The following is a 23,829-nucleotide window of genomic DNA, read 5'->3' on the forward strand; positions in this document are numbered from 1 at the left end:
CTTATACAAGAATTTATAATATCTGAATTTCAATATTATAAAGATCTTGCAGAAGAAAAATTACCTTTTCATGATATGATGCAAAAAATGATTGTAAGAAAAATGAATACTGGGGGGTTATTTCAGCCTGATATGTTACTACAAATGATGCAAAGAGACGAAACGCTCCGAGAATTTATTTATAGTTATCAAAACGAAAAAATCTTGCCTTGGTATTTAGAAATATTAGAACAAGCACAGCGCAAAAATGAAATTAATCCACACCTTTCAAAAGAAATGATGTTACTTTACATTCAAATGTTCACTAAATTAGGTGATGATTTCGGGGCACAGCTTCTTGAAGGGGATCGAGAAAAACATATACAAGATATAGTTACGATGTTCTTTTACGGACTTTCTGTTCCGCAAAAATAAAAAAAGACACTGAATCGTGTCTTTTTTATTTTACCGAAATGACTCTACCAGTTTCACTACTTTCAATTGCCAATTGAATAAGTCTAATAACTTCCAAGCCTTCTTCTGCTGTTACAGGTGGTTTCTCACCATTTACAATACTATCTCTTACACCTTTATAATACATGTCATAACAGCCGACTTCTGTTGGAATACGTACTAACTCTTCTTCTGTTTCTAAAATAGCAAAATTCTCTTCAGGGTCTGCTCCATAACCATTATCCCCTGGCTTCATTCCAGTCTTTAATTGTTCTTCCTGTGAATCCATACCATACTTCACGATAGAACCCTTATCGCCATGCAGTGTAAAATGTGGTCCAGCTTGTTTCACAAAACTACTACTATGTAAAATGACACGCTTTACTCCGTAGTGAAGTACAACATGAAAATAATCATCAATTTCTGCACCTGGTCGTTGTTTTATTACATCTGCATTTATCGCATCTGGTTTCCCGAATAATGATAATGCTTGATCCATTAAATGCGATCCTAAATCATATAAAATTCCTGAACCTGGTAAATTCTTTTCTCTCCAGCGATCACGTACATGTGGGCGGAAACGATCGAAATGCGCTTCATATGCGTATACATTCCCTATTCTATTTTCTTGTAATAATTTCTTTATCGTTAAGAAATCATTATCAAGACGACGGTTGTGATACACACTTAAAACGACATTATGTTGCTTCGCTAATGAAATAAGTTCTTCTCCCTCTTCAATTGAAACAACGAATGGTTTTTCCACAACAACATGCTTACCGTGTACAATCGCTTCTTTTACATATGGAAAATGAGTTGTATTCGGTGAAGTAATGACGACTAAGTCAATATCAGCTCGGTTTACTAATTCATCAATTGTACCAACAACTTCAGCATTTGGTAATGTTTGTTTCACTACTTCTTCTTTTGATGATAAAATAGCACGAATATCATACTCTTCTATCGTTTGTAATAACGGGATGTGAAATGTTGTACTAGAAAATCCAAATCCTACAATCCCTACACCTATTTTTTTCATGCTGCCCCTCCATTTGTGATAACGATTTCATTTCATTATTATAACAAGATTATTTTTATATACATAATGATTTGCTTAGAAAAAAGCATCTTGCTATCATTCATAGCAAGATGCTCCCTTTATTCCGTTCTTTTCTTCGTCCACGTTTCAATTACTTCACCAGTATCATTAACATCTAGTACTAAACTACCGTTACTATACCGGTCTTTATTTCGAAACGCTTTCGGATCAATTTCTTCTACAATGTGTTTCTCTGTCTTCATGTAAACTAATTCGTCATCTCGAACAATTTCAATACCGACAATGCGGTACGGATTACGTTTTAACTCTTTAAAAATTACAAGGCCTCGCTTCGCCCTCGTTGATTTCTCAATTTCCGATGCCTTTATACGTTTCACAGCACCGCGCTGCGTAACGAGAATAAGTTGATCTTTTTCACCATTTAACGGTTTACCAGAAGCAACGTAGTCATCCTCTTTTAAGTTAATTGCTTTCACACCAGCTGCTCTTACACCAACTGGACTTACTTCTTCTTCATTGAATACAAGTGCATATGCACCATGTGTTGCAAGAACAATATCACTTGTCCCATCTGTCGCAAATATATCAACAACTTCATCATCTTTTTTCAAGTTTACAGCAACGAACGCCCGTGAATAACGCTGCACTTTATATTGGTTTAATTCTGTTTTCTTAATCATACCGTTTCGTGTAACAAATACGATAAATCGTTTTTCTTCTTCAAAATTCGGTACGACTGTTGCCCAAATTAACGATTCATCTCGCTCGAGTGAAACAAGATTCGCAACGTGTTGACCCAAATCTTTCCAACGAATTTCTGGCATTTCATACACAGGAAGATAAATATAATTTCCTTTGTTCGTAAATAAAAGAACGGTTTCTGTCGTGTTTGTATCGAAACGCTCAAGTAAGATGTCACCCTCTTTCATACCGAAGTATTTCCCGTTCGATGCATTATGCGAACGCCAACCTGTTCGTTTCACATAGCCTTCTTTCGTTACAGTAACGATGACATCTTCTTGCGGAATCATAACTTCCACATCAATTTTAATTTCTTCAATTTCCTCTTCAATTATCGCACGGCGATTATCACTATAGGTTTTCTTTACTCTCTTCAAATCTGTTTTAATAACTTGAAAAAGTCTTTTTTCACTTTGTAGAATCGTCTGTAACTCTATAATTTTCTTACTAAGTTCCGCTGCTTCTTGCTCTAGTGCTGTAATATCTGTATTCGTTAAACGATATAATTGCAGTGAAACAATTGCTTCTGACTGCGCCTCTGTAAATCCAAATTTCGCACTTAAATTATCTTTCGCATTACGCTTATCTTTAGACCCACGGATCGTTTCAATCACTTCATCTAAAATTGATAATGCTTTCTTTAAACCTTCTACAATATGTTGACGATTTTCTGCTTTTCGTAATTCATATTGTGAACGTCTCGTAACAACTTCTTTCTGATGCCCAATATATGCATCCAAAATCTTAGGTAATGTCATAAGTGTCGGACGACGATTATTTATCGCTACCATATTAAAGTTGTATGGAATTTGTAAATCTGTATTTTTATATAAATAATTTAAAATACCTTCAGCATTCGCTTCTTTTTTTAATTCTACAACGATACGAAGACCTGTACGATCTGTCTCATCACGTACTTCAGCAATTCCATCTAGCTTTTTATCTATACGTAATTCATCCATTTTCTTAACAAGATTCGCTTTATTTACTTCATACGGAATTTCTGTAATAACGATTTGTTGCTTCCCGCCACGAATCGTTTCAACCTCTGCTTTTCCGCGAATAATAATTTTACCTTTACCTGTTTCATACGCTTTTTTAATGCCATCTATCCCTTGTATAATACCACCTGTAGGGAAATCTGGTCCTTTAATAACTGTTAACAAGTCCTCCACAGAACTATTCGGTTGATCGATACGCATCATTGTAGCATCAATTACTTCTCCAAGATGATGCGGTGGAATTTCTGTTGCATAACCAGCGGAAATCCCTGTAGATCCGTTCACTAATAAGTTCGGGAACATTGCCGGTAATACAACAGGTTCTTCACTCGTATCATCAAAGTTTGACACGAATTCTACTGTTTCTTTATCAAGATCACGTAATAACTCAGATGCGATTGGTGATAAACGTGCTTCCGTATAACGCATTGCCGCTGCTGGATCCCCATCAACACTACCGTTATTTCCGTGCATTTCAACTAAAACATTACGTACTTTCCAAGTTTGACTTAAACGGACCATCGCCTCATATACAGAGGAATCACCATGTGGATGATAATTACCGATAACATTACCTACTGTTTTAGCTGATTTACGAAACGCTTTATCATGTACGTTTCCTTCTACATACATAGAATATAAAATACGTCTTTGTACCGGTTTTAAACCGTCACGCGCATCTGGAAGCGCGCGGTCTTGAATAATATATTTACTATAACGTGCAAAGCGGTCACCTAACACGTCTTCAAGCGGGAGGTCATGAAACTTCTCTGCCTGCATGTTATTCCACCTCCGTCTCCATAATCATTTCATTTTCTAAAATATTTCCTTCTTCTTGCATACCAAATTGTACATTACGCTCAATCCATTTACGGCGAGGTTCTACTTTATCCCCCATCAATGTCGTAACTCGGCGCTCAGCTCTTGATGCATCGTCAATTTTCACACGAATTAACGTACGTGTTTCAGGGTTCATCGTTGTTTCCCATAATTGATCGGCATTCATTTCGCCAAGTCCTTTATAGCGCTGCAACATATAGCCTTTACCGACCTTTTTCGTTACACCACCTAATTCTTCATCAGACCATGCATATTCAATTACTTCACTTTTCCCTTTTCCTTTACTTACTTTATATAAAGGTGGAAGTGCGATAAATACTTTACCAGCTTCAATAAGTGGTTTCATGTAACGGTAGAAGAACGTCAGTAGTAACACTTGAATATGTGCTCCATCCGTATCTGCATCGGTCATAATAACAACTTTATCGTAGTTAATATCTTCAACAGCGAACTCATTCCCTACGCCGCCGCCAATTGCGTAAATAATCGTATTGATCTCTTCATTCTTAAAAATATCAGCAAGCTTTGCTTTTTCCGTGTTAATTACTTTACCACGTAATGGTAGCACCGCTTGGAAACGGCGATCTCGCCCTTGCTTTGCTGAACCACCAGCCGAGTCACCCTCTACTAAATACAATTCGTTTTTCTGAGGATTACGTGATTGCGCAGGTGTTAACTTCCCGCTTAAAGTACCTTCTGATTTTTTCTTCTTCTTACCAGTACGTGCTTCTTCTCTCGCTTTACGAGCAGCCTCACGTGCTTGCGCTGCTTTAATCGCCTTTCTCACAAGAAGTGTAGCTACATCTGGATTTTCTTCTAAAAAGTAAGCTAAATGCTCAGATACAATTGCATCAATTGAAGAACGAGCTTCACTTGTACCTAGTTTCCCTTTCGTTTGCCCTTCAAACTGGAGTACGTCTTCTGGTACACGTACAGAAACAATCGAAGCTAATCCTTCACGAATATCTGTACCCTCTAAATTTTTGTCTTTTTCTTTTAATAAAGAAACTTTACGAGCATACTCATTGAACACACGTGTCATTGCTGTTTTAAATCCAGCTTCGTGTGTACCACCGTCTTTTGTACGTACATTATTTACAAACGAAAGAATGTTTTCTGAGTAACCATCATTAAACTGAAACGCTAACTCTGCTTCAATTCCATTTTGCTCACCCGAGAAATATACAACTGGATGAATCGAATCTTTCTCTTCGTTTAAGTATGAAACGAAAGCCTCAATTCCTGTTTCATAATGAAACACATCTTCTAAATCATTACGTTCATCTTTTATCGAGATTTTCATTCCTTTTAATAAGAATGCAGATTCACGTAATCTCTCACATAATGTTTCATAATTATAATTTGTTGTGCTGAAAATAGTTGTATCTGGTTTGAAGTGCATCGTTGTACCAGACTCTTTCGTTTTCCCGATTTTCTCTAACGTCGTTGCAGGAGTACCACCATTTTCAAAGCGTTGTTCATAAATGCTACCATCACGCTTAATCGTTACTACTAGCCATTCTGACAAGGCGTTTACAACTGATGCCCCAACACCGTGTAAACCACCACTCGTTTTATAGCCTCCTTGGCCAAACTTACCACCAGCATGAAGTACAGTTAAAATAACTTCAGGTGTCGGTTTTCCAAGCTTATGCATTCCCGTAGGCATTCCTCGCCCTTTATCAATTACGCTAATACTATTATCTTTATGTATTACGACAGAAATTTCGTCGCCAAATCCCGCTAATGCTTCATCAACGGAGTTATCTACTATTTCATATACTAAATGATGCAATCCACGGCTATCCGTACTCCCGATATACATACCCGGGCGTTTTCGAACGGCTTCAAGTCCTTCTAACACTTGAATTGCATCTTCATTATATTGGAACTGATGCTTAACCAAACTCCTTGCCCCTTTCCTAATCAAATAAGAACATATGTTTCTATTATAGAATAACGCCTCGACTATAGTTTTGGCAAGTTATCTTATCTCTTTTATATACTATTTTCAATAGAAAAATCCTTGTTTTTTTCACAAGGATTCCTCTAGGCTACTATTTCAGAAAAATAATCGTTTGTCAACGAGAAATGGATATGTATTCCAACATTATACATTCCAGACCTTTATCATGATCCAAATGATCAATATCCAAAACGGGATAACAAGTAACAATCCCCAAAAACAGCCTTTAAAAAATCTCATGATGAACACCTCGTTCATCCGCCCTACTTATGTAAAAAGCGAGGGCTGAATCAATCTTTCTATCTTTAAAGTCTATACTATTTTGTCATTACATGCTCTACTTTAATACAACGATCCATTATTACTGTATAGCCTTTTTCTTGTAAAAGTTTATATGTATCTTCATCTTGTACTCCTAGTTGTGCCCAGAAAACATCTGCATCAATCTCTACAAACTCTTTCGCAACATCCTTTAAAAATTCTGAGCGACGAAATACATTTACGATATCCACATGTTCTTTAATATCCGTCAGTGAAGAAACCGCCTTTTCTCCGAGTACTTCATCTACTGTTGGATTTACTGGAATAATGCGATACCCAGCATCTTGCATTGCTTTTGAAACCATATATGATGTGCGTTCTGGCTTATCTGATAATCCAACAACTGCAATCGTTTTACTTTTCTTCAATACTTCACCAATTTCCGTACGAGTTGGGTTTTCAATTGTCATAATTAATCCCTCCTATACCTTTATTATATCCGATAAAGAAAGTCTCTTTCAACATGAAAGAGACTTTCTTTTATTCCGATTGATGTACGCTAATAAGCAGAAGGAAGAGAACTCTCCACTGATTAAAGTTTATATTTACTGATTCTTTGTAGCTGAATTATCTGCTAATGTAGCTGTTTTCGTCATTTTTTGACCGTTGCGATAGAATGTAACTTCCACTTTCTCGCCTACTTTTTTCTTTTCATATAAGTATTTACGGAACTGAAGTGAATTTTCTACTTTTTGATCATCTAATGCTACTACAAGATCATATTGCTCTAAGCCAGCTTTTTCTGCCGGTGACACAGGATAAATTTTAGCTAACACAACACCATTTGTTACTTCTTTTGGTACTTTTAATTGATTTACTGCATAAGCTTGCACATCTTCTAATGAAACAACACCTACACCAAGAGCTGGTCGTTTCACTACTCCGTCTTTTTCAAGCGATTCAATAACTGGTTTTGCAACATTAACTGGAATTGCAAAACCAATCCCCTCAACTTCTTGCTGTGCAATTTTACTTGAGTTAATTCCAATTAATTCACCGTTTTGGTTAAATAATGCACCGCCACTATTACCAGGGTTAATCGCTGCATCTGTTTGAATAACTTGTGCTTGCCAGTCTGGACGTTTGTCTCCATCAATATCTACTGGAATTTCACGTTCTTTACTACTGATAATACCTTCCGTTACACTGCCGTCAAATCCAAGTGGGTTACCAATTGCAATTGCTTTTTCACCAGCACGAAGTTTACTGGAATCACCTAACGTTGCAACTTTATTAACAGTAGATCCATCAATCTCTACAACTGCTAAGTCTAACCAAGGGTCCTTACCAACTAATTTTGCATCAACTTGCTTTCCGTCGCTCAGTTTAACAGCAAGTTTATTTGCACCGTCTACTACGTGGTTATTTGTTACAATATATGCTTTATTTCCTGATTTTTTATAAATAACACCTGATCCTGTACCAGCTGTTTGCTCTTGTTCTGCCGGTTGCATCGCAAACGGATCAATAGTCTTCTGCATATTAATTACACCAACTACAACATCCTTTGCGCCTTCAATCATGCCTGGCAAATCAGTTTCGCCCTTCACTTTATTAACAACAGGAGCTACAGTACCTTCTACTTGTTGATTAGAATTGAATGACGAAACTGCTGCATTATTTTGCATCCACGGCATGTAAGGTGCTGCAAAACTAATCGAAACCGCCCCGACTACAGCTCCAACTAAACCTGTGAAAAAATATCCTTTTTTACTACCTGATTTTTTCATTTCTCTCGTTTCACTATGCTCTTCATTTAAATTCGGTCCGTCGTAATATCCCATGTTTTATTTCCCCTCTCTGGTGAATTCGTACTTTCAGTATAGTCACAGTTTGTGTCCTTCTTGTGAACTCATCGTGAAATCCAATTAAAAAAATACTCCTATCTATCATTGTAGACAAGAAAAGTATTTTTTGTACATTTCACCTACAAAGGAGAGTGTAAATTTGCTATATCCCAAAGCCGGGATGCATAGTAAATTAAAGGTTATTCTTCAAATTTGTAACCTACTCGAATAACAGTGCCGATATGCTTCGCCTTATCTCCTAGCTTATTTCGCAGTTTTTTAATATGTGTATCAACCGTTCGGTCATCACCGTAGTAATCATATCCCCATAACTGATCTAATAAATGTTGGCGTGACAACACAATTCCTTTGTTCTCCATTAAATAAACGAGAAGCTCAAACTCCTTATGTGTCAATATAATTTCTTCTCCATCTACTAAAACTGTTCTAGATAGTCGATTCACTTCTATTCCAGCTAATGACATAGTATTTTCTTCTGATACTCCTATCGCTCCATCCGCACGTTTCAATAACGTCTTTGCACGAGCTACTAACACTTTCGGACTAAAAGGTTTTGTTACATACTCATCTGCACCTAGTTCAAAGCCTAGTAATGTATCATCCTCATCAGAACGTGCTGTCAGCATAATAATTGGTACCGCTGACTCTTTTCTAATTCGTCTACAAACAGACCAACCATCTATTTCTGGTAACATAATATCTAACATAATTAAATCAATTGTATGTTCAGCAAATAATTCTAGCGCTTTTTTTCCATCTTCCGCTTCGATTACTTCAAAGCCTTCATTACGAAAATAATCACTAACAATTTCACGTAATCTTCTTTCATCTTCAACAAGTAATACTGTTTTATTCATATAACCTATCCCGCCTTTTTACTCATTCAATCGAATAATACGTTGATTGGAGCTTCCGCGAAATGGAAGTGTTAAATCTTTTTTATCAAGTTCAAATCTTCCATCGACCAAAACATCCCCATAATGTAACAATTCTATCATATCATTATTTTGAGCACTCTGTATCTCTTCTAACGTGTAACCTGTATAAATCCATAGATTTTTTTTCAAATCCTTCACTACTTTTGCTACTTTTTTCACTTCAGCAGCTTGAAAAAATGGATCTCCACCTGAAAATGTTACATCGGTTAATGAATTTTTTTCAATCTCTTTCACAATTTCTTCTACCGTCATTTCAGTTCCATTGCAAACATTCCATGATTTCGGATTATGGCAACCGATACAACGATGCGGACAGCCCGCAAAAAACACGACTGTCCGCAACCCTTCTCCATCTACTACACTATCATGAATGATATTCATAACTTTCATTTATGCTTCACCCGATCCATCTCTTCACTACGTTTCGCGCTATTCCACTTTGACATATCTCCTACAAGATATCCTGTTATGCGGCGAATTCTTTCTATTTCATTCTCATCTTCATTTCCGCAGCTCGGACATTCATTCCCGATAATGCCATGATAACTACAACACTTACAACGATCGACAGGATGGTTAATTGAGCCGTATCCTACTCCGTACTGCGCCATCGCTTGTACAATTTGCTTTAACGCCTTTTGATTATGCACAGCTGCACCATCTAGTTCAATGTACGTAATATGTCCGCCATTACAAAGAGCGTGAAACGGTCCTTCTAATCGAATTTTATCTATAGCTTGAATATTGTAATACACCGGTACATGGAACGAATTTGTATAATAATTATGATTTGTCACACCGCTAATTACACCAAATTCTTCTCTATCTTTCTTCACAAACTTTCCTGATAACCCTTCTGCTGGCGTTGCAATTACAGAGAAATTGAGTTGATGTTCTTCCGTCACCTTATCCATTCTCTTCCTCATAAAGGAAATAATTTCATATCCAAGCTTCCATGATTCTTCATTTTCTCCATGGTGCTTTCCAGTTAACGCTACTAAACATTCTGCAAGACCGATAAAACCAAGACTTAACGTCCCTTGTTTTAAAATCGGTGCCACAGCATCTTCAGGTTGCAACGTTTCTCCACCACGCCATACACCTTGTGAATATAAGAACTGAAAATCTCTCGCTCTCTTTGTACATTGATAAGCAAATCTCTCTAACAATTGCTTAACACCTAAATCTAAGTAATAACTTAGCGCTTCAAAAAACGCTTCTTTCGAACCACTAATTAGCGCTAATTTCACTAAATTAATAGAAGTAAACGATAAATTCCCTCTCCCAATTGCTGTTTCTTCCCCATGTATATTAGACATAACACGAGTACGACACCCCATATAACATACTTCACTTTCAGGTCGACCATCATAATGCACAGCATTAAACGGAGCATCTAAAAACGAAAAGTTAGGGAATAATCGCTCAACTGTCGTTTCTAACGCTAATTCAAATAAATCATAGTTCGGATCACACTCTTCAAAGTTCACGCCTTTTTTCATTTTGAAAATTTGAATAGGAAAAATCGGTGTTTCCCCTTTACCAAGTCCAGCTTGCGTCGCTTTTAAAAGTTGCTTAATTAAAAGCCGTCCCTCTTTCGATGTGTCTGTTCCGTAGTTAATAGAAATAAACGGTACTTGTCCCCCGCCCCTACTATGCATACTATTTGAATTATGAACGAAAGCCTCACACGCCTGATACGTATCATTTTCTGTTTCTTTCCATGCAAATTCCTCTATTTGTTCTTTCGTAAGCGGATATGACTGTAGTCGTTTTTTATGTCTCTCTACTGTTTTTCTCACATATGGAGCTAAATCAATATCAAAGAGTGCAAACGATTGACCACCGTGCTGCATATTTTGATTCGCCTGAAAAATAATTGAAGAAAGCGCCAATGCACTTTTAATGTCTTGCGGTTGTCTCATATGTCCATGTCCAGTATGAAAACCGTTAGCAAGCATTTGCGCTAACGGAATTTGCGAACAAGTCGTTGTTCCTGTTGCATAAAAATCTAAATCATGTGGATATAATATATTTTGATCTATCGCTTTTTTCACTTGATCTGATAATAATTTTTCTACTGCATAATACTTTGCGCTCTCAGATGCGAACGTTCCCATTACTCCCATTGGAGATCGGCCATCTACATTTGCATTTTCCTGCATTAAATCTTGTTCATTACCGTGAATAATTGTCTCAAATACTTTCATTAATTCTTCTCCACGTACATTTTGTTTCAACATTCATAACCCTCCACCAACATGTTGTTGTCTTTTGATTAAAATCATACAACATATAGTTCTTCTGTTCCTGTGAAAAATGTAACATTCCTGTGAAAGTTTTTTTAAAAATTAATGACTTTTTCATTTGTAAAAAAGAAATGTGCTCTTTACAAATGTATGGTACAATGAACGGGAAAAACTCTTTTTACCCTTTATCAACACATTTGTATAAAGGAGACTGAACTCATGATTATTACATATCTTTTATTTATCGTTGCCTACTTGCTCGGTTCGATTCCATTTGCATTAGTCGTTGGAAAAATCGGTTATGGAATCGACATTCGTGAGCATGGAAGCGGTAATCTAGGCGGAACTAATACATTCCGTACATTAGGGAAAAAAGCAGGTTTTATCGTAACAATTGCTGACATTTTAAAAGGTACATTAGCAACAAGTCTACCGATTATTTTCGGGTCAGATATTCACCCACTATGGTTTGGATTAGCCGCTGTTCTTGGACATGTCTATCCGATCTTCGCAAAATTCCGCGGGGGGAAAGCAGTTGCAACTTCTGCTGGGGTATTATTATGCTATTCACCAGTTGTTTTTGCAATATTAGCTGTTGTCTTTTTCAGCCTTTTATTTACAACAAGATACGTATCACTTTCTTCTATGGTAACAGCTGTCATTGCTGTTATTGCATCCATTGTTAGCGGGGATAAAATCTTCATTATTGCGATGTGTTTATTAGCAGGTATGGTTATTTATAAACACCGTGCAAATATCGGACGAATTATAAATAAAACTGAACCAAAAGCAAACTTTTCAAAAAAGCAAAAATAAGATCGTAACCCACATAACGCAAAAAGAAAACGTGAAGCATATTAATAGCGTCTTTTTGCGTTATTTTTTATACTAAAGAAAAAGCAACATAATTTGGAGGAACTATACATGAATCTTTCCGTAACAAAAGAAGCAGCACAATGGTATAAAAACGAATTACACTTACAATCAGGTGAAACAATACGCTTTTTCGTACAATACGGTGGTTGCAGTACTGTGCAAAAAGGACTTTCTTTAGGTATTCGTAAAGATGATCCTGCGCATCCTGCTGTTCAAATGCAAGAAGAAGGTATTAACTTCTTTATTGAAGGCGATGATGAGTGGTTCTTCGATGGACATAATTTATTAGTGACACTTAACGACGGTGATGATTTCCCTCAATTTAATTATGAAAAATAAAAAAACGTGGCTTCTGCCACGCTTTTTTTTATTTTTTTTTAATTTCCTCATATTTCGCATACCACTCAGGATATAATTTTTTAAATGATACAGGGCGGAACCCTTCTTTTTTCGCACAAATATTCGTTGTACTTGCAGTAATACAAAGCTCGCCATCACCGTTATAAATTTCATAACCATATACAACACGCAGCGGGCTCAAAGTATCAATCCACGTTTTCACAATTGCTTTTTCACCGTAACGCATCGCTTTACGATATGAAATTTGCAAGTCTAATACAGGAGAGATAATTCCCTCTTTCTCCATTTCAACATACGAAAATCCTAATTCTTGTATAAGTTTCGTGCGCCCAAGTTCCAGCCACACTAAATAGTTTGAATGGTAAACAACACCCATCTGGTCTGTTTCCGCATAGCGGATTTCAACTTCATGTTCTGCTACAAACATTTCTATTCGCCTTCTTTCACTTCTGCTACCTTGCATACATTTAATCATAATACAGTGGAATCAAAAATAAAATAAAAACAGTGAATCTTTTACCGAAAGGGGCAAACACATGATTCAAATTGTAACTGTTCGTAGCGGTGATAGTGTTTATAGTTTAGCATCAAAATATGGATCTACACCTGAAGAAATTGTAAAAGACAATGGACTAAACCCAGCCGAAACACTCGTTGTTGGTCAGGCACTTATCGTTAATACAAAAGGAAATAACTATTATGTACAGCCTGGTGACAGCCTTTATCGAATTTCTCAAACATATAGCGTTCCTCTCGCCAGTTTAGCTAAAGTTAATAACCTTTCATTAAAATCTATTCTTCATGTCGGACAACAATTATATATACCGAAAGGAACAAAACGAGCAGTAGAATCCATCGCTTATTTACAACCTTCAACAATACCGATAAAAGAAAGTTTAGTAAATGCTACACGTGCTATTAATCCATTTTTAACATATTTAGCCTACTTCAGCTTCGAAGCAAAACGAGACGGCACTTTAAAAGAACCAACCGAAACAGCTAAAATCGCTAATATTGCAACGCAAGGTAAAACCATCCCTATGCTCGTTATTACAAATATTGAAAATGGAAATTTCAGTACCGAACTGGCATCTGTTTTTTTACGCGACGCAACGATTCAAAACAAATTTATTACGAACATTTTGCAAACAGCTGAAAAATACGGCATGCGAGATATTCATTTTGATTTCGAGAATGTAGCACCTGAAGATCGCGAAGCATATAATCGTTTTTTACGAAATGTAAAAACGCGCTTACCTAGCGGGTACACATTAAGTACAACGCTTGTACCGAAAACAAGTTCCAATCAAAAAGGGAAATTTTTTGAAGCTCATGATTATAAAGCACAAGGACAAATTGTTGATTTCGTCGTCATTATGACATACGACTGGGGTTGGCAAGGCGGACCACCGATGGCGATTTCTCCTATTGGTCCTGTGAAAGAGGTACTTCAATATGCAAAATCTCAAATGCCACCACAAAAAATTATGATGGGTCAAAATTTATACGGTTTCGATTGGAAACTGCCGTTCAAACAAGGAAATCCACCTGCAAAAGCAATTAGCTCTGTTGCAGCTGTTGCACTAGCTCGTAAATACAATGTTCCTATCCGCTATGATTTCACGGCTCAAGCTCCTCATTTCAATTACTTTGACGAAAACGGCGTACAACATGAAGTTTGGTTTGAAGATTCACGGTCCGTTCAAAGTAAATTTAATTTAATGAAAGAACAAGGAATAGGCGGCATCAGCTATTGGAAGATTGGCCTACCATTCCCACAAAATTGGCGTTTACTCGTCGAAAACTTTACAATCACGAAAAAAGGCTGACGAAAGTCAGCCCTTTTTTCATATTCCTGTTAAAAATATATCTTTAATTCCCTCACAAAAAAGAAGAATGATAACATTCTCCTTTTTTAACCGTTATCAACAATCGGTTGCTTACCAGTTTGGTCTTGCATTTGCTTTCCTTTATTCCCACCAGCTTTTTTCGATTGTGTTCCAATTTGATTTGGTGCAAAGTCTTTTGAATTCTTTTTCGGATTACCCATTACTATCGCCTCCTTAACACTAGTATCGTACTAGTGTTAAGAATTATTCAGCCTGCTTAAAAAGTTTCATTGCATAACGTTTTTCAATACGTTCTTCAATTCGATCGATTGCATCACGATCGCTTAATAATTGTTGTTTATTTTCATTTACAAGTTCTTCAAACGATCTACGGCGACTTCTTCTCATGCTGCTCACCCTTTCTTCTACGTTTTCTTATTACATAGTATGAGCAAATGAAAAACTCTTTAATCAGATTTGTAAGAAAATTTTATGTTTTAACAAAAAAACCATACGCAAATATTACGCATGGGATTTTTTCACATCATTATATTTAAATATTTTTTAATTTCTTCATCAGCATCTTCTTCATTCACTCTATATTCATGCAGTGCTCGCAATACAGAATCGTATTCTTCTAAAATGTAGCTCTCTAGCTTGAAAATGTCCTCTACACTGTCAATCATAATTCTCGTGTTGCCAATCTCACTTTTCAATGCTGCCTCACACGTTAAGCTCGTACAAATACCAATTACATCGTCTTCCATTTTTTCTGTTAACACATATTTCTTTCGCCCGTTTACCTTCATCCTAATAATTGGGTAAAAAGCTTTTATATCTAAATAGCTCCCGACATTCATACAGCGAATCCATTCGATATCACGTTTATTTCGCATAAGAATTTCTTTTACTGCTTCGTATGCTACCGTTTCATCAAGTACTTCTTTCTGCACTTTTCTTTTTCCTTCTTCTTCAATAGATGCACATTTTTGATAAACTGCCGCACACGTAATACAATCGTCAAATGCATTATGAGAACTTAAGCGAATTCCAAGCATTCGTTTTAACGTTTCAAGCTTATGATTAGGCGCGTGCTTCATATATTTTTTCGCTAAAAACACAGTATCAATCACTTTATTTTTAGGTTCCGGTAACCCAAGCATATTCACATTACTTTTCAAAAAACGCATATCAAAAGATGCATTATGAGCGACAATTACATTTGTATGTAAAAATGCTAAAAATAAAGGTAATACTTCTTCAATTGTCGGTGCGTCTGAAACACGATAATTTGTAATGCCTGTTAAACTCGTAATCCGGCTCGGAATTGGACGCTCTGGATTCACATACGAAACAAACTGATCTACTAGTTCATGATTACGATATTTCACTGCTGCGACTTGAATAATTTTATCATTATAAGGGTTAAATCCTGTTGTTTCAAAATCAATTACAACATAATCTAACGGTAAGGATACATTCCCCACTCCAAACACCCCTTTATCTCTAAACGTTTATATTTCTTTTATCATAACATGCTGCTATCACTACGTGAAAAAGAAAAGGCAGAAATGATAACTTTCCACCTCTACCTTTTCAACATTATTTTAATTTAGCAATCCTTTTTTCCATCTCTTTTTGTGTCATTGGTCCAATAAACTTATCTTGAATGACCCCTTTTGTGTCTATAAAATAAGAAGTTGGAATCGTAATTACTTTATACGCTGTTGTCACATCAATGTTTTTGTCCAATAAAATAGGAAAAGTAATTCCTTTTTCCTTCGCAAAGTTGCTTACCTTTTCTTCTCCCCCACCTTTTTCTGAAGGAGTATAATTTATTGCTAAAATTTCTACATTTTCCTTATGCTCTTTATAAAAGGCCTCCATATCGGGCATTTCTTGCTGACAAGGTCCACACCACGTTGCCCAAAAGTTTAAAATCACTTTCTTTCCTTTTAAATCTGATAACTTCACATTTTTTCCATCTAACTTCGTTAATTCAAAATCAGGTGCATTCTTTCCTATTTCAATACCATTCCTTGCAATCATCTCTTTCATAACAGCTTCACTTTTTTCTTGCTTCCCTTGTACTACTTGATCCTTTTTACCAAACTGATCATAAGCTGCATATCCCGCTAAACAAAGTAACACTACAATAATCGTAAGCTTCCGCCACATTTTATATCACCCTAACGTGTTTATCTTCTTATAACATAATCATCAAAATACTATATACCTTATTTTAGCTTATACGGACAAGCTTGGAAATATTCACATTCTAAATAGTCGGAATATTTTTAACTAAGATGAAATATTTTCCTTTTTATCATATAATTAGAAATACATATAAAAACTGCGAAAAGAGTCGTTGAAATTTCTACAAATCATGATTCCATAGAAAATGTTTCCACCAGTAATATGACACAGATTGCTGGTGGAAACATTTGCTCTTCAAGAATATAATCCATCACTAAGTAGCGAACGTACGGTCAAAATTTTCAAATATAATCCGGATACAAATGAACTTACTCTAGTCAAAGAGTTTAGTACTAGCGATACTGAATCATATACGTACCAACTTAATAAGAGTGAATAAAGATAAGAGCGCTATATAGCTCTTATCTTTTTATTAGCATCTCTTTAAACAATGACTTACAATTTAATAATTCTCTAGGATCCCCACATTCCACAATAATTCCATTCTTCATGACAACAATCCGATCCGCTATCATCGCCCTCTCGACATCATGTGTCGTCACAATTCTCGTTACATTCCCCCCTAGCCCTTTAAGCATATTCCAAACCACTTCTTGATTGCTCGGATCTAATCCCGCAGTCGGTTCATCTAAAATAATGAGATTCGGATTTGATACAATCGCTCGCAATAACGCAAGACGCTTTCTCTCTCCTCCCGAAAACTCTTCACCGCTTTTATGTAGTACAGTCTGAATACCTTCAGATAAACTCCTAATAATCGACTTCGCATTTACAAGTTCAATATTTTTTTCTAACTGTTCTTCTAAGACCCCTTCTTGAAAATACATATTCTCTTTTACTGTCGTTCGAAAAAAACGAGGCTCCTGCCATATAGTAGTCATACGAGCTTTATTACCGTAATAAGCAATACTACCATTAGATGGTTTATATAAACTCGTGATTAATTTTAAAAGCGTCGTTTTTCCTGCACCACTTTCCCCCACAATAATAACGAGTTCGCCAGGATTAATTTGCAAATGAATATTTTTAATTCTACATCTCTCTTCACCGTTCTCTTGAAATGAAACATTTGTTAATCTCATTCCCATCGCTCTTTCTACATTTCTGTATTCAGCCTGTATATCTAAAAAGCAAAAAACTCGGCTGGCCGAAGCAATAGCAACTTGTGTCATCATCAATAAATCACTCGCATAACGAACGGGGAAAAATAACATCTCAATTGTAGCTAATACCGCCACAAGCGAACCGACTTCCATATCCCCTTTTATTATTTTTTTTGCTCCTATAATAAGAACAACTATATATGCTCCTGTTTCTATTACCGTTCCAACTATCCCAATACAATGTTGCAACATCGTCTTCTTTACTTCTGTTTTATAAGATTTTACTGTCACTCCTTTAAATAAGCCAATTGCCCAGCTCTCTTTTTGTAAACTACGCAAATCTTGTATACCTTTTACAAATTGTGACACCATCTCTACAACAATTGATTGATTCTTTTGAGAAATACTCGCAATATTTCTTACCTTTCCCCCCATAAACATTGGAACCATTGCACTTAAAAATAAAAACGGGGTTATCCACCATATGAACTGTACATCGATATGTTGTAGAGCTATGAACGCACCAATAAATTGTGCAATAGCGTGGATGTATTCTATTAATAAAGATCCATATAACCTTACCCAATTTGGAATATCAGAAACGACTAATGTTTCTAACTCCCCTTGTTTTACCTTCTCACTTTCTTCAAACGGTAATAAGAAAAAATGACGTAATACATCTATACGCTTCTCTCGTAATATTCGCTGACTTACTTTTGAGCTTCCATAATCAAATAACAGATTGTTCACCCACATCAAAAAGCGGCTCCCTGCAAACAAAGCAATATATACATACGCACCTTTTAACTCCCGCTGAATAAGGTTATCTACAATTAGCCCCATAAATAGCGGACGGGATAAATTTAAAATGGCAGCTACTATCCCGCTACAAATCGCACTAATTAACAATAACTTTTCTTGTAGTAGCGGCAACATTATTCTTCTATACTCATTCATTGTCATTCCTCCAATTTTGCATAATAAAAAGAAAAGGATGAAACCAAATTGGTTTCATCCTTTTCCTCTGTACATAAAGTAAGGAAGCTAACAAATGTTAGCTTCCTTATCATTCATTTCAATTATTTAGTTTGACACTTTAGACTCTTCGATTTTCGAACGAAGAACCATTTGCAAGATACCACCGTGACGGTAGTAGTCAATTTCAACTTCACTATCGAAACGAGCTACTACTTCAAATTGCTTCTCTTTTCCTTCTGAATCGATTGCAACTACTTTTACAAGATCGCGTGGTCTAACCGTTTTGTCAATTTGAATTTCAAATGACTCATCACCAACAAGACCTAACGTTTCAGCACTGTCTCCATCTTTAAATTGTAATGGTAATACGCCCATTAATACTAAGTTACTGCGGTGAATACGCTCGAAGCTCTCTGCGATTACTGCTTTAATACCTAATAAGTTTGTACCTTTCGCAGCCCAGTCACGAGAACTTCCCATACCGTAGTCTTTACCAGCAACAACTAGAAGGCCTGTGCCATCTTCTTTATATTTCATCGCAGCATCATAGATAGATGTTACTTCACCAGTTGGCCAATATGTTGTATATCCGCCTTCTGTTCCTGGTGCGATTTGGTTTTTAATACGGATGTTTGCGAATGTACCACGCATCATAACTTCATGGTTACCACGACGAGAACCGTAAGAGTTAAAGTCAACTGGTTGTACGCCGTTTTCTAGTAAATAACGTCCAGCTGGCGTATGCTTACCAATTGAACCTGCTGGTGAAATGTGGTCTGTCGTTACAGAATCTCCAAATTTACCAACTATGCGTAAACCTGATAACGTTTCAACTTCACCCGGCTCTTTAGATAATCCTTCAAAGAACGGTGGGTTTTGAATGTATGTTGAATCATTATCCCAAGTATATAAAGCTTCATTTGAAGTTTGGATTTCATTCCAGCGCTCATTACTGTTAAATACTTGTGCATATTCTTTTTTGAACAATTCAGATGTAACAACACTTTGAACTACATCTTCAATTTCTTTAGCTGATGGCCAAATATCATTAAAGTAAACAGCATTACCATTTACATCTTTACCGATTTCATCATTTTTCAGGTCAATATCAACAGTACCTGCAAGTGCATATGCCACAACAAGTGGTGGTGATGCTAAGTAGTTTGCTTTTACAAGTGGATGAATACGACCTTCAAAGTTACGGTTACCAGATAAAACAGATGTTACTAATAAATCGTTTGCTGCGATTGCTTCTTCTAATTCCTCTGCTAATGGACCAGAGTTACCGATACAAGTCGTACAGCCGTAACCAACTGTTTGGAAACCTAATTGATCTAAATACGTTGTTAAACCAGACTTATCTAAGTACTCTGTAACAACTTTAGATCCTGGTGCTAATGATGTTTTTACGTAACCAGGTACTTTAAGTCCTTTTTCAATTGCTTTCTTCGCAACTAAACCTGCTCCAATTAATACGTATGGATTTGACGTATTTGTACAGCTTGTAATCGCAGCGATTGCAATTCCGCCTGTTTTCATCGTTACTTCTTGATCTTTTAATGTAACTTTCACTTCTTTATCAAACTCTTGCTCATTGAATCCAAGTCCTTGTGTTCCAACTGGTGCTACAACAGCCTTATGGAACTCTTCTTTCATATTTGAAAGCGGAATTAAATCTTGCGGACGTTTCGGTCCAGAAAGGTTAGATTCGATTGCATTTAAATCAATTTCAACAAGATCAGTATAGATTGGATCTTTATTGTCTGCTGTATAGAATAAACCGTTTGCTTTACAATATTCTTCAACAACGCGAATTTGCTCTTCATCTCTACCTGTTAAACGTAAGTATTCTAATGAAATGTCGTCGATTGGGAAGAATCCACAAGTTGCACCGTATTCTGGTGCCATATTTGAAATTGTTGCACGGTCAGCTAAAGGCATGCTCTTTAGTCCACTACCGAAGAACTCAACAAATTTACCAACTACACCTTTTTGACGTAACACTTGTGTTACTTTTAATGCAACATCAGTTGCTGTTGTACCACTTGGAAGTGTACCAGTTAATTTCACACCGATTACTTCAGGCACTGGGAAATATGAAGGCTGTCCAAGCATTCCTGCTTCTGCTTCAATACCACCAACGCCCCATCCAAGAACACCGATACCATTAATCATTGTTGTATGTGAGTCTGTTCCAACTAATGAATCTGGGTATGCAACTAAGTCACCTTCAGCATTTTTCACCGCATGAACAACCGGTGCTAAATATTCAAGGTTTACTTGGTGTACAATACCTGTTGCTGGTGGAACTGCACGGTAGTTATCAAATGATTTCTGTGCCCAGCTTAAAAATTTATAACGTTCTTCATTACGTTTAAACTCTAAGTCCATGTTGAATGCAAGCGAGTCTGCTGTACCCGCTCTATCAACCTGTACAGAGTGGTCAATTACAAGGTCTACAGTAATTTCTGGATTAATTTTATCAGGATCTCCGCCCATATCTGCCATTGCTTTACGAAGCGAAGCCAAATCTACAACAGCTGGAACACCTGTGAAGTCTTGTAAGATTACACGAGATGGTTTAAATGGAACATCGATATCTTGAACATCTTTCGTTCCCCATTTCGCTAAATTTGTAACATGTTCTTCTGTAATTACGCGTCCGTCTACTTGACGAAGTACAGATTCAAGTAAAACTTTCACGGAATATGGTAATTGAGATACGTTGCCAACCCCTGCGTTTTCAAGCGCTTTCAATTGATAATAATGATACGTCTTTCCATCTAGTTCAAAAGTTGCACGTGATTGAAATGGATTATGTTTGACCATTATGTTTCCCCCCTGTTAAACGTGACTAAGTTGTCTGAATATAAAATGTAGACAAACTTTTCAATACCTTACGATAATATCTTATTACAACTTTCTAAATAAGTAAATAATAAGAAACTTATGGATTATCATAAGTTTTCTTTATCTTTCTAAATTTGAATAGTGTCCATGCTCTTTATTAATACTATTACTATAAAGTAAAGCACTCTTTCAGCGTTTTACTTTACGTTCATATATGCTATGAACGACTCATGGTTCGTCTATAAAAAACATTATAGAGGTGAGAAAAATGGGTAAACGAAAAGCCAATCACATTATTTCAGGAATGAATGCTGCATCCGCACAAGGACAAGGAACTGGTTATAACGAAGAGTTCGCAAACGAACCTTTAACACCAGCGCAGCGACAAAATAATAAGAAACGAAAAAAGAATCAGTAACGAAAAATCCCAAAAGGTACACCTTTTGGGATTTTCTCTAATGTTTATAACGTAATAACTCCGAAACTGTTACAAATCGATAACCCTGCTTTTTCAGCTCAGGTAAAATTTTTGCTAATGCCGCCACTGTTTGACTACGATCACTTCCTCCATCGTGCAACAGTACAATATCTCCACTTTTAGCATTTTTCACAACATGATTTACAATGGATTCAGTACCTGGATTCGCCCAATCACGAGGATCTTGATGCCATGACCATAGAACAATTTGATACCCAGCTCTTTTTGCCGTAGTAAATACAGCATCATTAATATATCCACCTGGTGGACGGAACAATAAAGGTTCTTTCGCCCATTTTTCAAAATATTTCTTTCCATTTAAAATATCATGTTCTAATTTTTCATCCGATGAATTACTCGCATACAAATGATTCATCGTATGATTTCCAATTTCATGTCCTTCTTTCAACACTTGCTTTACTAAATATGGATTACGCTGAACTCGAAATCCAATCATAAAAAAAGTCGCTTCTGCCTTATATTGATGTAATAAATCTAGAATTTGCGGCGTATATGTTGGATCTGGTCCATCATCAAACGTAATTGCAATAACCTTTTCATTATTTGGCACTTCCCACGTTACATAGCCAGTTGGCTCTAGTTCTTTTCTGAGCAACATTTTAGCTTCCACTTTGTCCACTTGAAATATATGTACTGCGCATAGTAAAGAAAAAACTAATAGAAAAACCTTCTGTTTCAACATAGCGTTCGTTAAAGTAATAAGGTTGTCGAATACACAACAACCTCATTTACTTTTCTAATTGATCTACATTTCGCATAATATTTTGGAGATTATTTTCGTATTGCTCAAGTTGTGGACGTTGTGTTTCCGAAGCTACTTCTAGCGCATTTTGAATCTGTTCATACGCTTCCTGGACCTCTTGGCGTAACTCTTTTAAATCATGACCGTAGTTTGGATCATTTTTTACAATGTTGTTAAATGTATTTTCTGCTTGTGTAACTCCTTGCTGTGCAGCTTGAAAAGCTTGTTGTTTATCTTTATGATATGGCATTATACAATCCCCTTTCTATAATAGTTAGTCCCATTTATCTTTACCTTTTTTTCTAAAAACATTCTCGTATAAATTAGCAAACTTCTCTCATTCTAATAGGAAGAGGAGGTGTTATATACAATGGGCAAAAACAATCGTGAATCTAAAGAAAAAAAAGGCCAACCTGAACCATTAAGCGGATCTCATAAAGTGAAAAACCGTAACCATTCTCGTCAAAAAAATCATGCGCATCATGATATGTAAAACAAAATATTCACACTAGCTACCTTTGCCACATACAATGTTTATATTTTTTCATTTATTCTTCACCTCTAGTTCATTCATGCATAACATAGTATGAATTGAGATTTTACGGAGGGTGTCTTACATGGGCAAGAAAAAGAAGGATTGTCTTTTTCATGTTGATGGTTTCGAAGAATGGATGGATCAATTTTGTTCTGATTCTTGTAGTAACTTTAGTTTTCCAAATCAAATTCATATTGACCTTTGTGAAACAGAACAAGAATACATTTTGGAAACAGATGTACCAAATGCAACTGCACAAAATGTACTCATTAAAAAGATGGAGACAGGCCTAAACATTTGCATACTTCATAAAAACACTTCTTTACAGCGGATCATTCCTTTACCTGCTAATATCATTTACAAGAAGATGCTAGCCTGCTTAGAGAATGGATATTTAGCCATTCATATTTCCAAAAACGAAGTTGCCAATAAGCATGAAGAAAAAGTCTTTTTTCGAATTAACGATTGATATAAATACAAATAT

General features: G+C 36.2%; 24 protein-coding genes and 1 pseudogene. 8 read left to right on the forward strand and 17 right to left on the reverse strand.

Features of this window, described 5'->3' with window-relative positions:
* Positions 1 to 414, forward strand: a 414-nt coding sequence (locus AB3X48_RS05200; RefSeq protein ID WP_367958971.1) for a TetR/AcrR family transcriptional regulator, incomplete at its 5' end; no start/stop codon positions are given.
* Between the two features lie 25 nt (positions 415 to 439).
* Here AB3X48_RS05200 and AB3X48_RS05205 read toward each other — a convergent pair.
* The 8 genes from AB3X48_RS05205 to AB3X48_RS05240 form a co-directional block, all read right to left on the reverse strand.
* Positions 440 to 1,471: an oxidoreductase gene (locus tag AB3X48_RS05205; RefSeq protein WP_002160936.1), complete on the reverse strand. Its 1,032-nt coding sequence runs from the start codon at positions 1,469 to 1,471 to the stop codon at positions 440 to 442.
* Positions 1,472 to 1,590: 119 nt separating this feature from the next.
* The gene (gene parC / locus AB3X48_RS05210) at positions 1,591 to 4,014 is read right to left on the reverse strand and encodes a DNA topoisomerase IV subunit A (RefSeq protein ID WP_002160935.1); all 2,424 of its coding nucleotides are present in this window, start codon (positions 4,012 to 4,014) and stop codon (positions 1,591 to 1,593) included.
* Between the two features lies 1 nt (position 4,015).
* A complete protein-coding gene (parE, locus tag AB3X48_RS05215) occupies positions 4,016 to 5,980 on the reverse strand; it encodes a DNA topoisomerase IV subunit B (RefSeq protein WP_002160934.1) in 1,965 nt (654 codons plus the stop codon).
* Positions 5,981 to 6,357: 377 nt separating this feature from the next.
* Positions 6,358 to 6,771, reverse strand: a complete 414-nt coding sequence (locus tag AB3X48_RS05220) for a CoA-binding protein (protein WP_002137699.1) — start codon at positions 6,769 to 6,771, stop codon at positions 6,358 to 6,360.
* 135 nt (positions 6,772 to 6,906) lie between these two features.
* The gene (locus tag AB3X48_RS05225) at positions 6,907 to 8,145 is read right to left on the reverse strand and encodes a S1C family serine protease (protein WP_016105821.1); all 1,239 of its coding nucleotides are present in this window, start codon (positions 8,143 to 8,145) and stop codon (positions 6,907 to 6,909) included.
* 203 nt (positions 8,146 to 8,348) lie between these two features.
* Positions 8,349 to 9,026: a response regulator transcription factor gene (locus AB3X48_RS05230; protein WP_002111124.1), complete on the reverse strand. Its 678-nt coding sequence runs from the start codon at positions 9,024 to 9,026 to the stop codon at positions 8,349 to 8,351.
* A gap of 18 nt (positions 9,027 to 9,044) precedes the next feature.
* Positions 9,045 to 9,497, reverse strand: a complete 453-nt coding sequence (gene nrdG, locus AB3X48_RS05235) for an anaerobic ribonucleoside-triphosphate reductase activating protein (protein ID WP_002160931.1) — start codon at positions 9,495 to 9,497, stop codon at positions 9,045 to 9,047.
* The gene (locus tag AB3X48_RS05240) at positions 9,494 to 11,350 is read right to left on the reverse strand and encodes an anaerobic ribonucleoside triphosphate reductase (RefSeq protein ID WP_002160930.1); all 1,857 of its coding nucleotides are present in this window, start codon (positions 11,348 to 11,350) and stop codon (positions 9,494 to 9,496) included. The genes nrdG and AB3X48_RS05240 overlap by 4 nt, the downstream gene beginning before the upstream one ends.
* A gap of 225 nt (positions 11,351 to 11,575) precedes the next feature.
* On the opposite strand from AB3X48_RS05240, the gene plsY reads away from it, so the two are divergent.
* Both plsY and AB3X48_RS05250 read left to right on the forward strand, forming a co-directional pair.
* Positions 11,576 to 12,172, forward strand: coding sequence for a glycerol-3-phosphate 1-O-acyltransferase PlsY (plsY, locus tag AB3X48_RS05245; RefSeq protein WP_002160929.1), 597 nt, complete (start codon positions 11,576 to 11,578; stop codon positions 12,170 to 12,172).
* Positions 12,173 to 12,280: 108 nt separating this feature from the next.
* Entirely contained in the window at positions 12,281 to 12,571 is a 291-nt protein-coding gene (locus tag AB3X48_RS05250; protein ID WP_002146331.1) for a HesB/YadR/YfhF family protein, read from the forward strand.
* 28 nt (positions 12,572 to 12,599) lie between these two features.
* Here AB3X48_RS05250 and AB3X48_RS05255 read toward each other — a convergent pair whose 3' ends face one another.
* Positions 12,600 to 13,019 carry an acyl-CoA thioesterase gene (locus tag AB3X48_RS05255; RefSeq protein WP_002160928.1) on the reverse strand — a complete coding sequence of 140 codons (420 nt, stop codon included), beginning with the start codon at positions 13,017 to 13,019 and terminating at the stop codon, positions 12,600 to 12,602.
* A gap of 109 nt (positions 13,020 to 13,128) precedes the next feature.
* Here AB3X48_RS05255 and AB3X48_RS05260 point away from each other — a divergent pair, with 109 nt between their 5' ends.
* A complete protein-coding gene (locus AB3X48_RS05260) occupies positions 13,129 to 14,421 on the forward strand; it encodes a glycoside hydrolase family 18 protein (protein ID WP_002111131.1) in 1,293 nt (430 codons plus the stop codon).
* Positions 14,422 to 14,507: 86 nt separating this feature from the next.
* Here the strand turns inward: AB3X48_RS05260 and sspN are convergent, their stop codons facing one another.
* From sspN to AB3X48_RS05280, 4 genes are all read right to left on the reverse strand, one after another.
* The gene (gene sspN, locus AB3X48_RS05265) at positions 14,508 to 14,642 is read right to left on the reverse strand and encodes an acid-soluble spore protein SspN (protein WP_000527988.1); all 135 of its coding nucleotides are present in this window, start codon (positions 14,640 to 14,642) and stop codon (positions 14,508 to 14,510) included.
* Between the two features lie 43 nt (positions 14,643 to 14,685).
* Complete coding sequence (locus AB3X48_RS05270) at positions 14,686 to 14,829, reverse strand: FbpB family small basic protein (protein ID WP_002160927.1); 144 nt, start codon at positions 14,827 to 14,829, stop codon at positions 14,686 to 14,688.
* Between the two features lie 131 nt (positions 14,830 to 14,960).
* On the reverse strand, positions 14,961 to 15,908 hold the full coding sequence (locus AB3X48_RS05275; protein WP_033714855.1) for a 3'-5' exonuclease: 948 nt from the start codon (positions 15,906 to 15,908) through the stop codon (positions 14,961 to 14,963).
* Between the two features lie 115 nt (positions 15,909 to 16,023).
* Positions 16,024 to 16,599 carry a TlpA family protein disulfide reductase gene (locus AB3X48_RS05280; RefSeq protein WP_016105824.1) on the reverse strand — a complete coding sequence of 192 codons (576 nt, stop codon included), beginning with the start codon at positions 16,597 to 16,599 and terminating at the stop codon, positions 16,024 to 16,026.
* Positions 16,600 to 16,779: 180 nt separating this feature from the next.
* On the opposite strand from AB3X48_RS05280, the pseudogene AB3X48_RS05285 reads away from it, so the two are divergent.
* A pseudogene (locus AB3X48_RS05285) lies at positions 16,780 to 17,017 on the forward strand (YmzC family protein); the annotation flags it as partial.
* 22 nt (positions 17,018 to 17,039) lie between these two features.
* On the opposite strand, the gene AB3X48_RS05290 reads toward AB3X48_RS05285, so the two are convergent.
* On the reverse strand, positions 17,040 to 18,698 hold the full coding sequence (locus AB3X48_RS05290; protein WP_088099410.1) for an ABC transporter ATP-binding protein: 1,659 nt from the start codon (positions 18,696 to 18,698) through the stop codon (positions 17,040 to 17,042).
* Between the two features lie 126 nt (positions 18,699 to 18,824).
* Positions 18,825 to 21,548, reverse strand: a complete 2,724-nt coding sequence (gene acnA, locus AB3X48_RS05295; protein WP_088099411.1) for an aconitate hydratase AcnA — start codon at positions 21,546 to 21,548, stop codon at positions 18,825 to 18,827.
* A gap of 289 nt (positions 21,549 to 21,837) precedes the next feature.
* Here acnA and sspO point away from each other — a divergent pair, with 289 nt between their 5' ends.
* Complete coding sequence (sspO, locus tag AB3X48_RS05300) at positions 21,838 to 21,987, forward strand: small acid-soluble spore protein SspO (RefSeq protein WP_016105827.1); 150 nt, start codon at positions 21,838 to 21,840, stop codon at positions 21,985 to 21,987.
* A gap of 37 nt (positions 21,988 to 22,024) precedes the next feature.
* Here the strand turns inward: sspO and pdaB are convergent, their stop codons facing one another.
* Together pdaB and AB3X48_RS05310 are read right to left on the reverse strand one after the other, a co-directional pair.
* Complete coding sequence (gene pdaB / locus AB3X48_RS05305) at positions 22,025 to 22,750, reverse strand: polysaccharide deacetylase family sporulation protein PdaB (protein WP_082187244.1); 726 nt, start codon at positions 22,748 to 22,750, stop codon at positions 22,025 to 22,027.
* A gap of 46 nt (positions 22,751 to 22,796) precedes the next feature.
* The gene (locus AB3X48_RS05310; RefSeq protein WP_016105829.1) at positions 22,797 to 23,060 is read right to left on the reverse strand and encodes a hypothetical protein; all 264 of its coding nucleotides are present in this window, start codon (positions 23,058 to 23,060) and stop codon (positions 22,797 to 22,799) included.
* A gap of 120 nt (positions 23,061 to 23,180) precedes the next feature.
* On the opposite strand from AB3X48_RS05310, the gene AB3X48_RS05315 reads away from it, so the two are divergent.
* Positions 23,181 to 23,303, forward strand: a complete 123-nt coding sequence (locus tag AB3X48_RS05315) for a small acid-soluble spore protein P (protein WP_000517651.1) — start codon at positions 23,181 to 23,183, stop codon at positions 23,301 to 23,303.
* A gap of 124 nt (positions 23,304 to 23,427) precedes the next feature.
* Positions 23,428 to 23,814, forward strand: a complete 387-nt coding sequence (locus AB3X48_RS05320) for an Hsp20/alpha crystallin family protein (RefSeq protein ID WP_016105830.1) — start codon at positions 23,428 to 23,430, stop codon at positions 23,812 to 23,814.
* Positions 23,815 to 23,829 lie beyond the last annotated feature (15 nt).

The sequence above is a fragment of the Bacillus sp. S4 genome, from assembly GCF_040838205.1.
GTDB classification, from domain to species: domain Bacteria; phylum Bacillota; class Bacilli; order Bacillales; family Bacillaceae_G; genus Bacillus_A; species Bacillus_A cereus_U.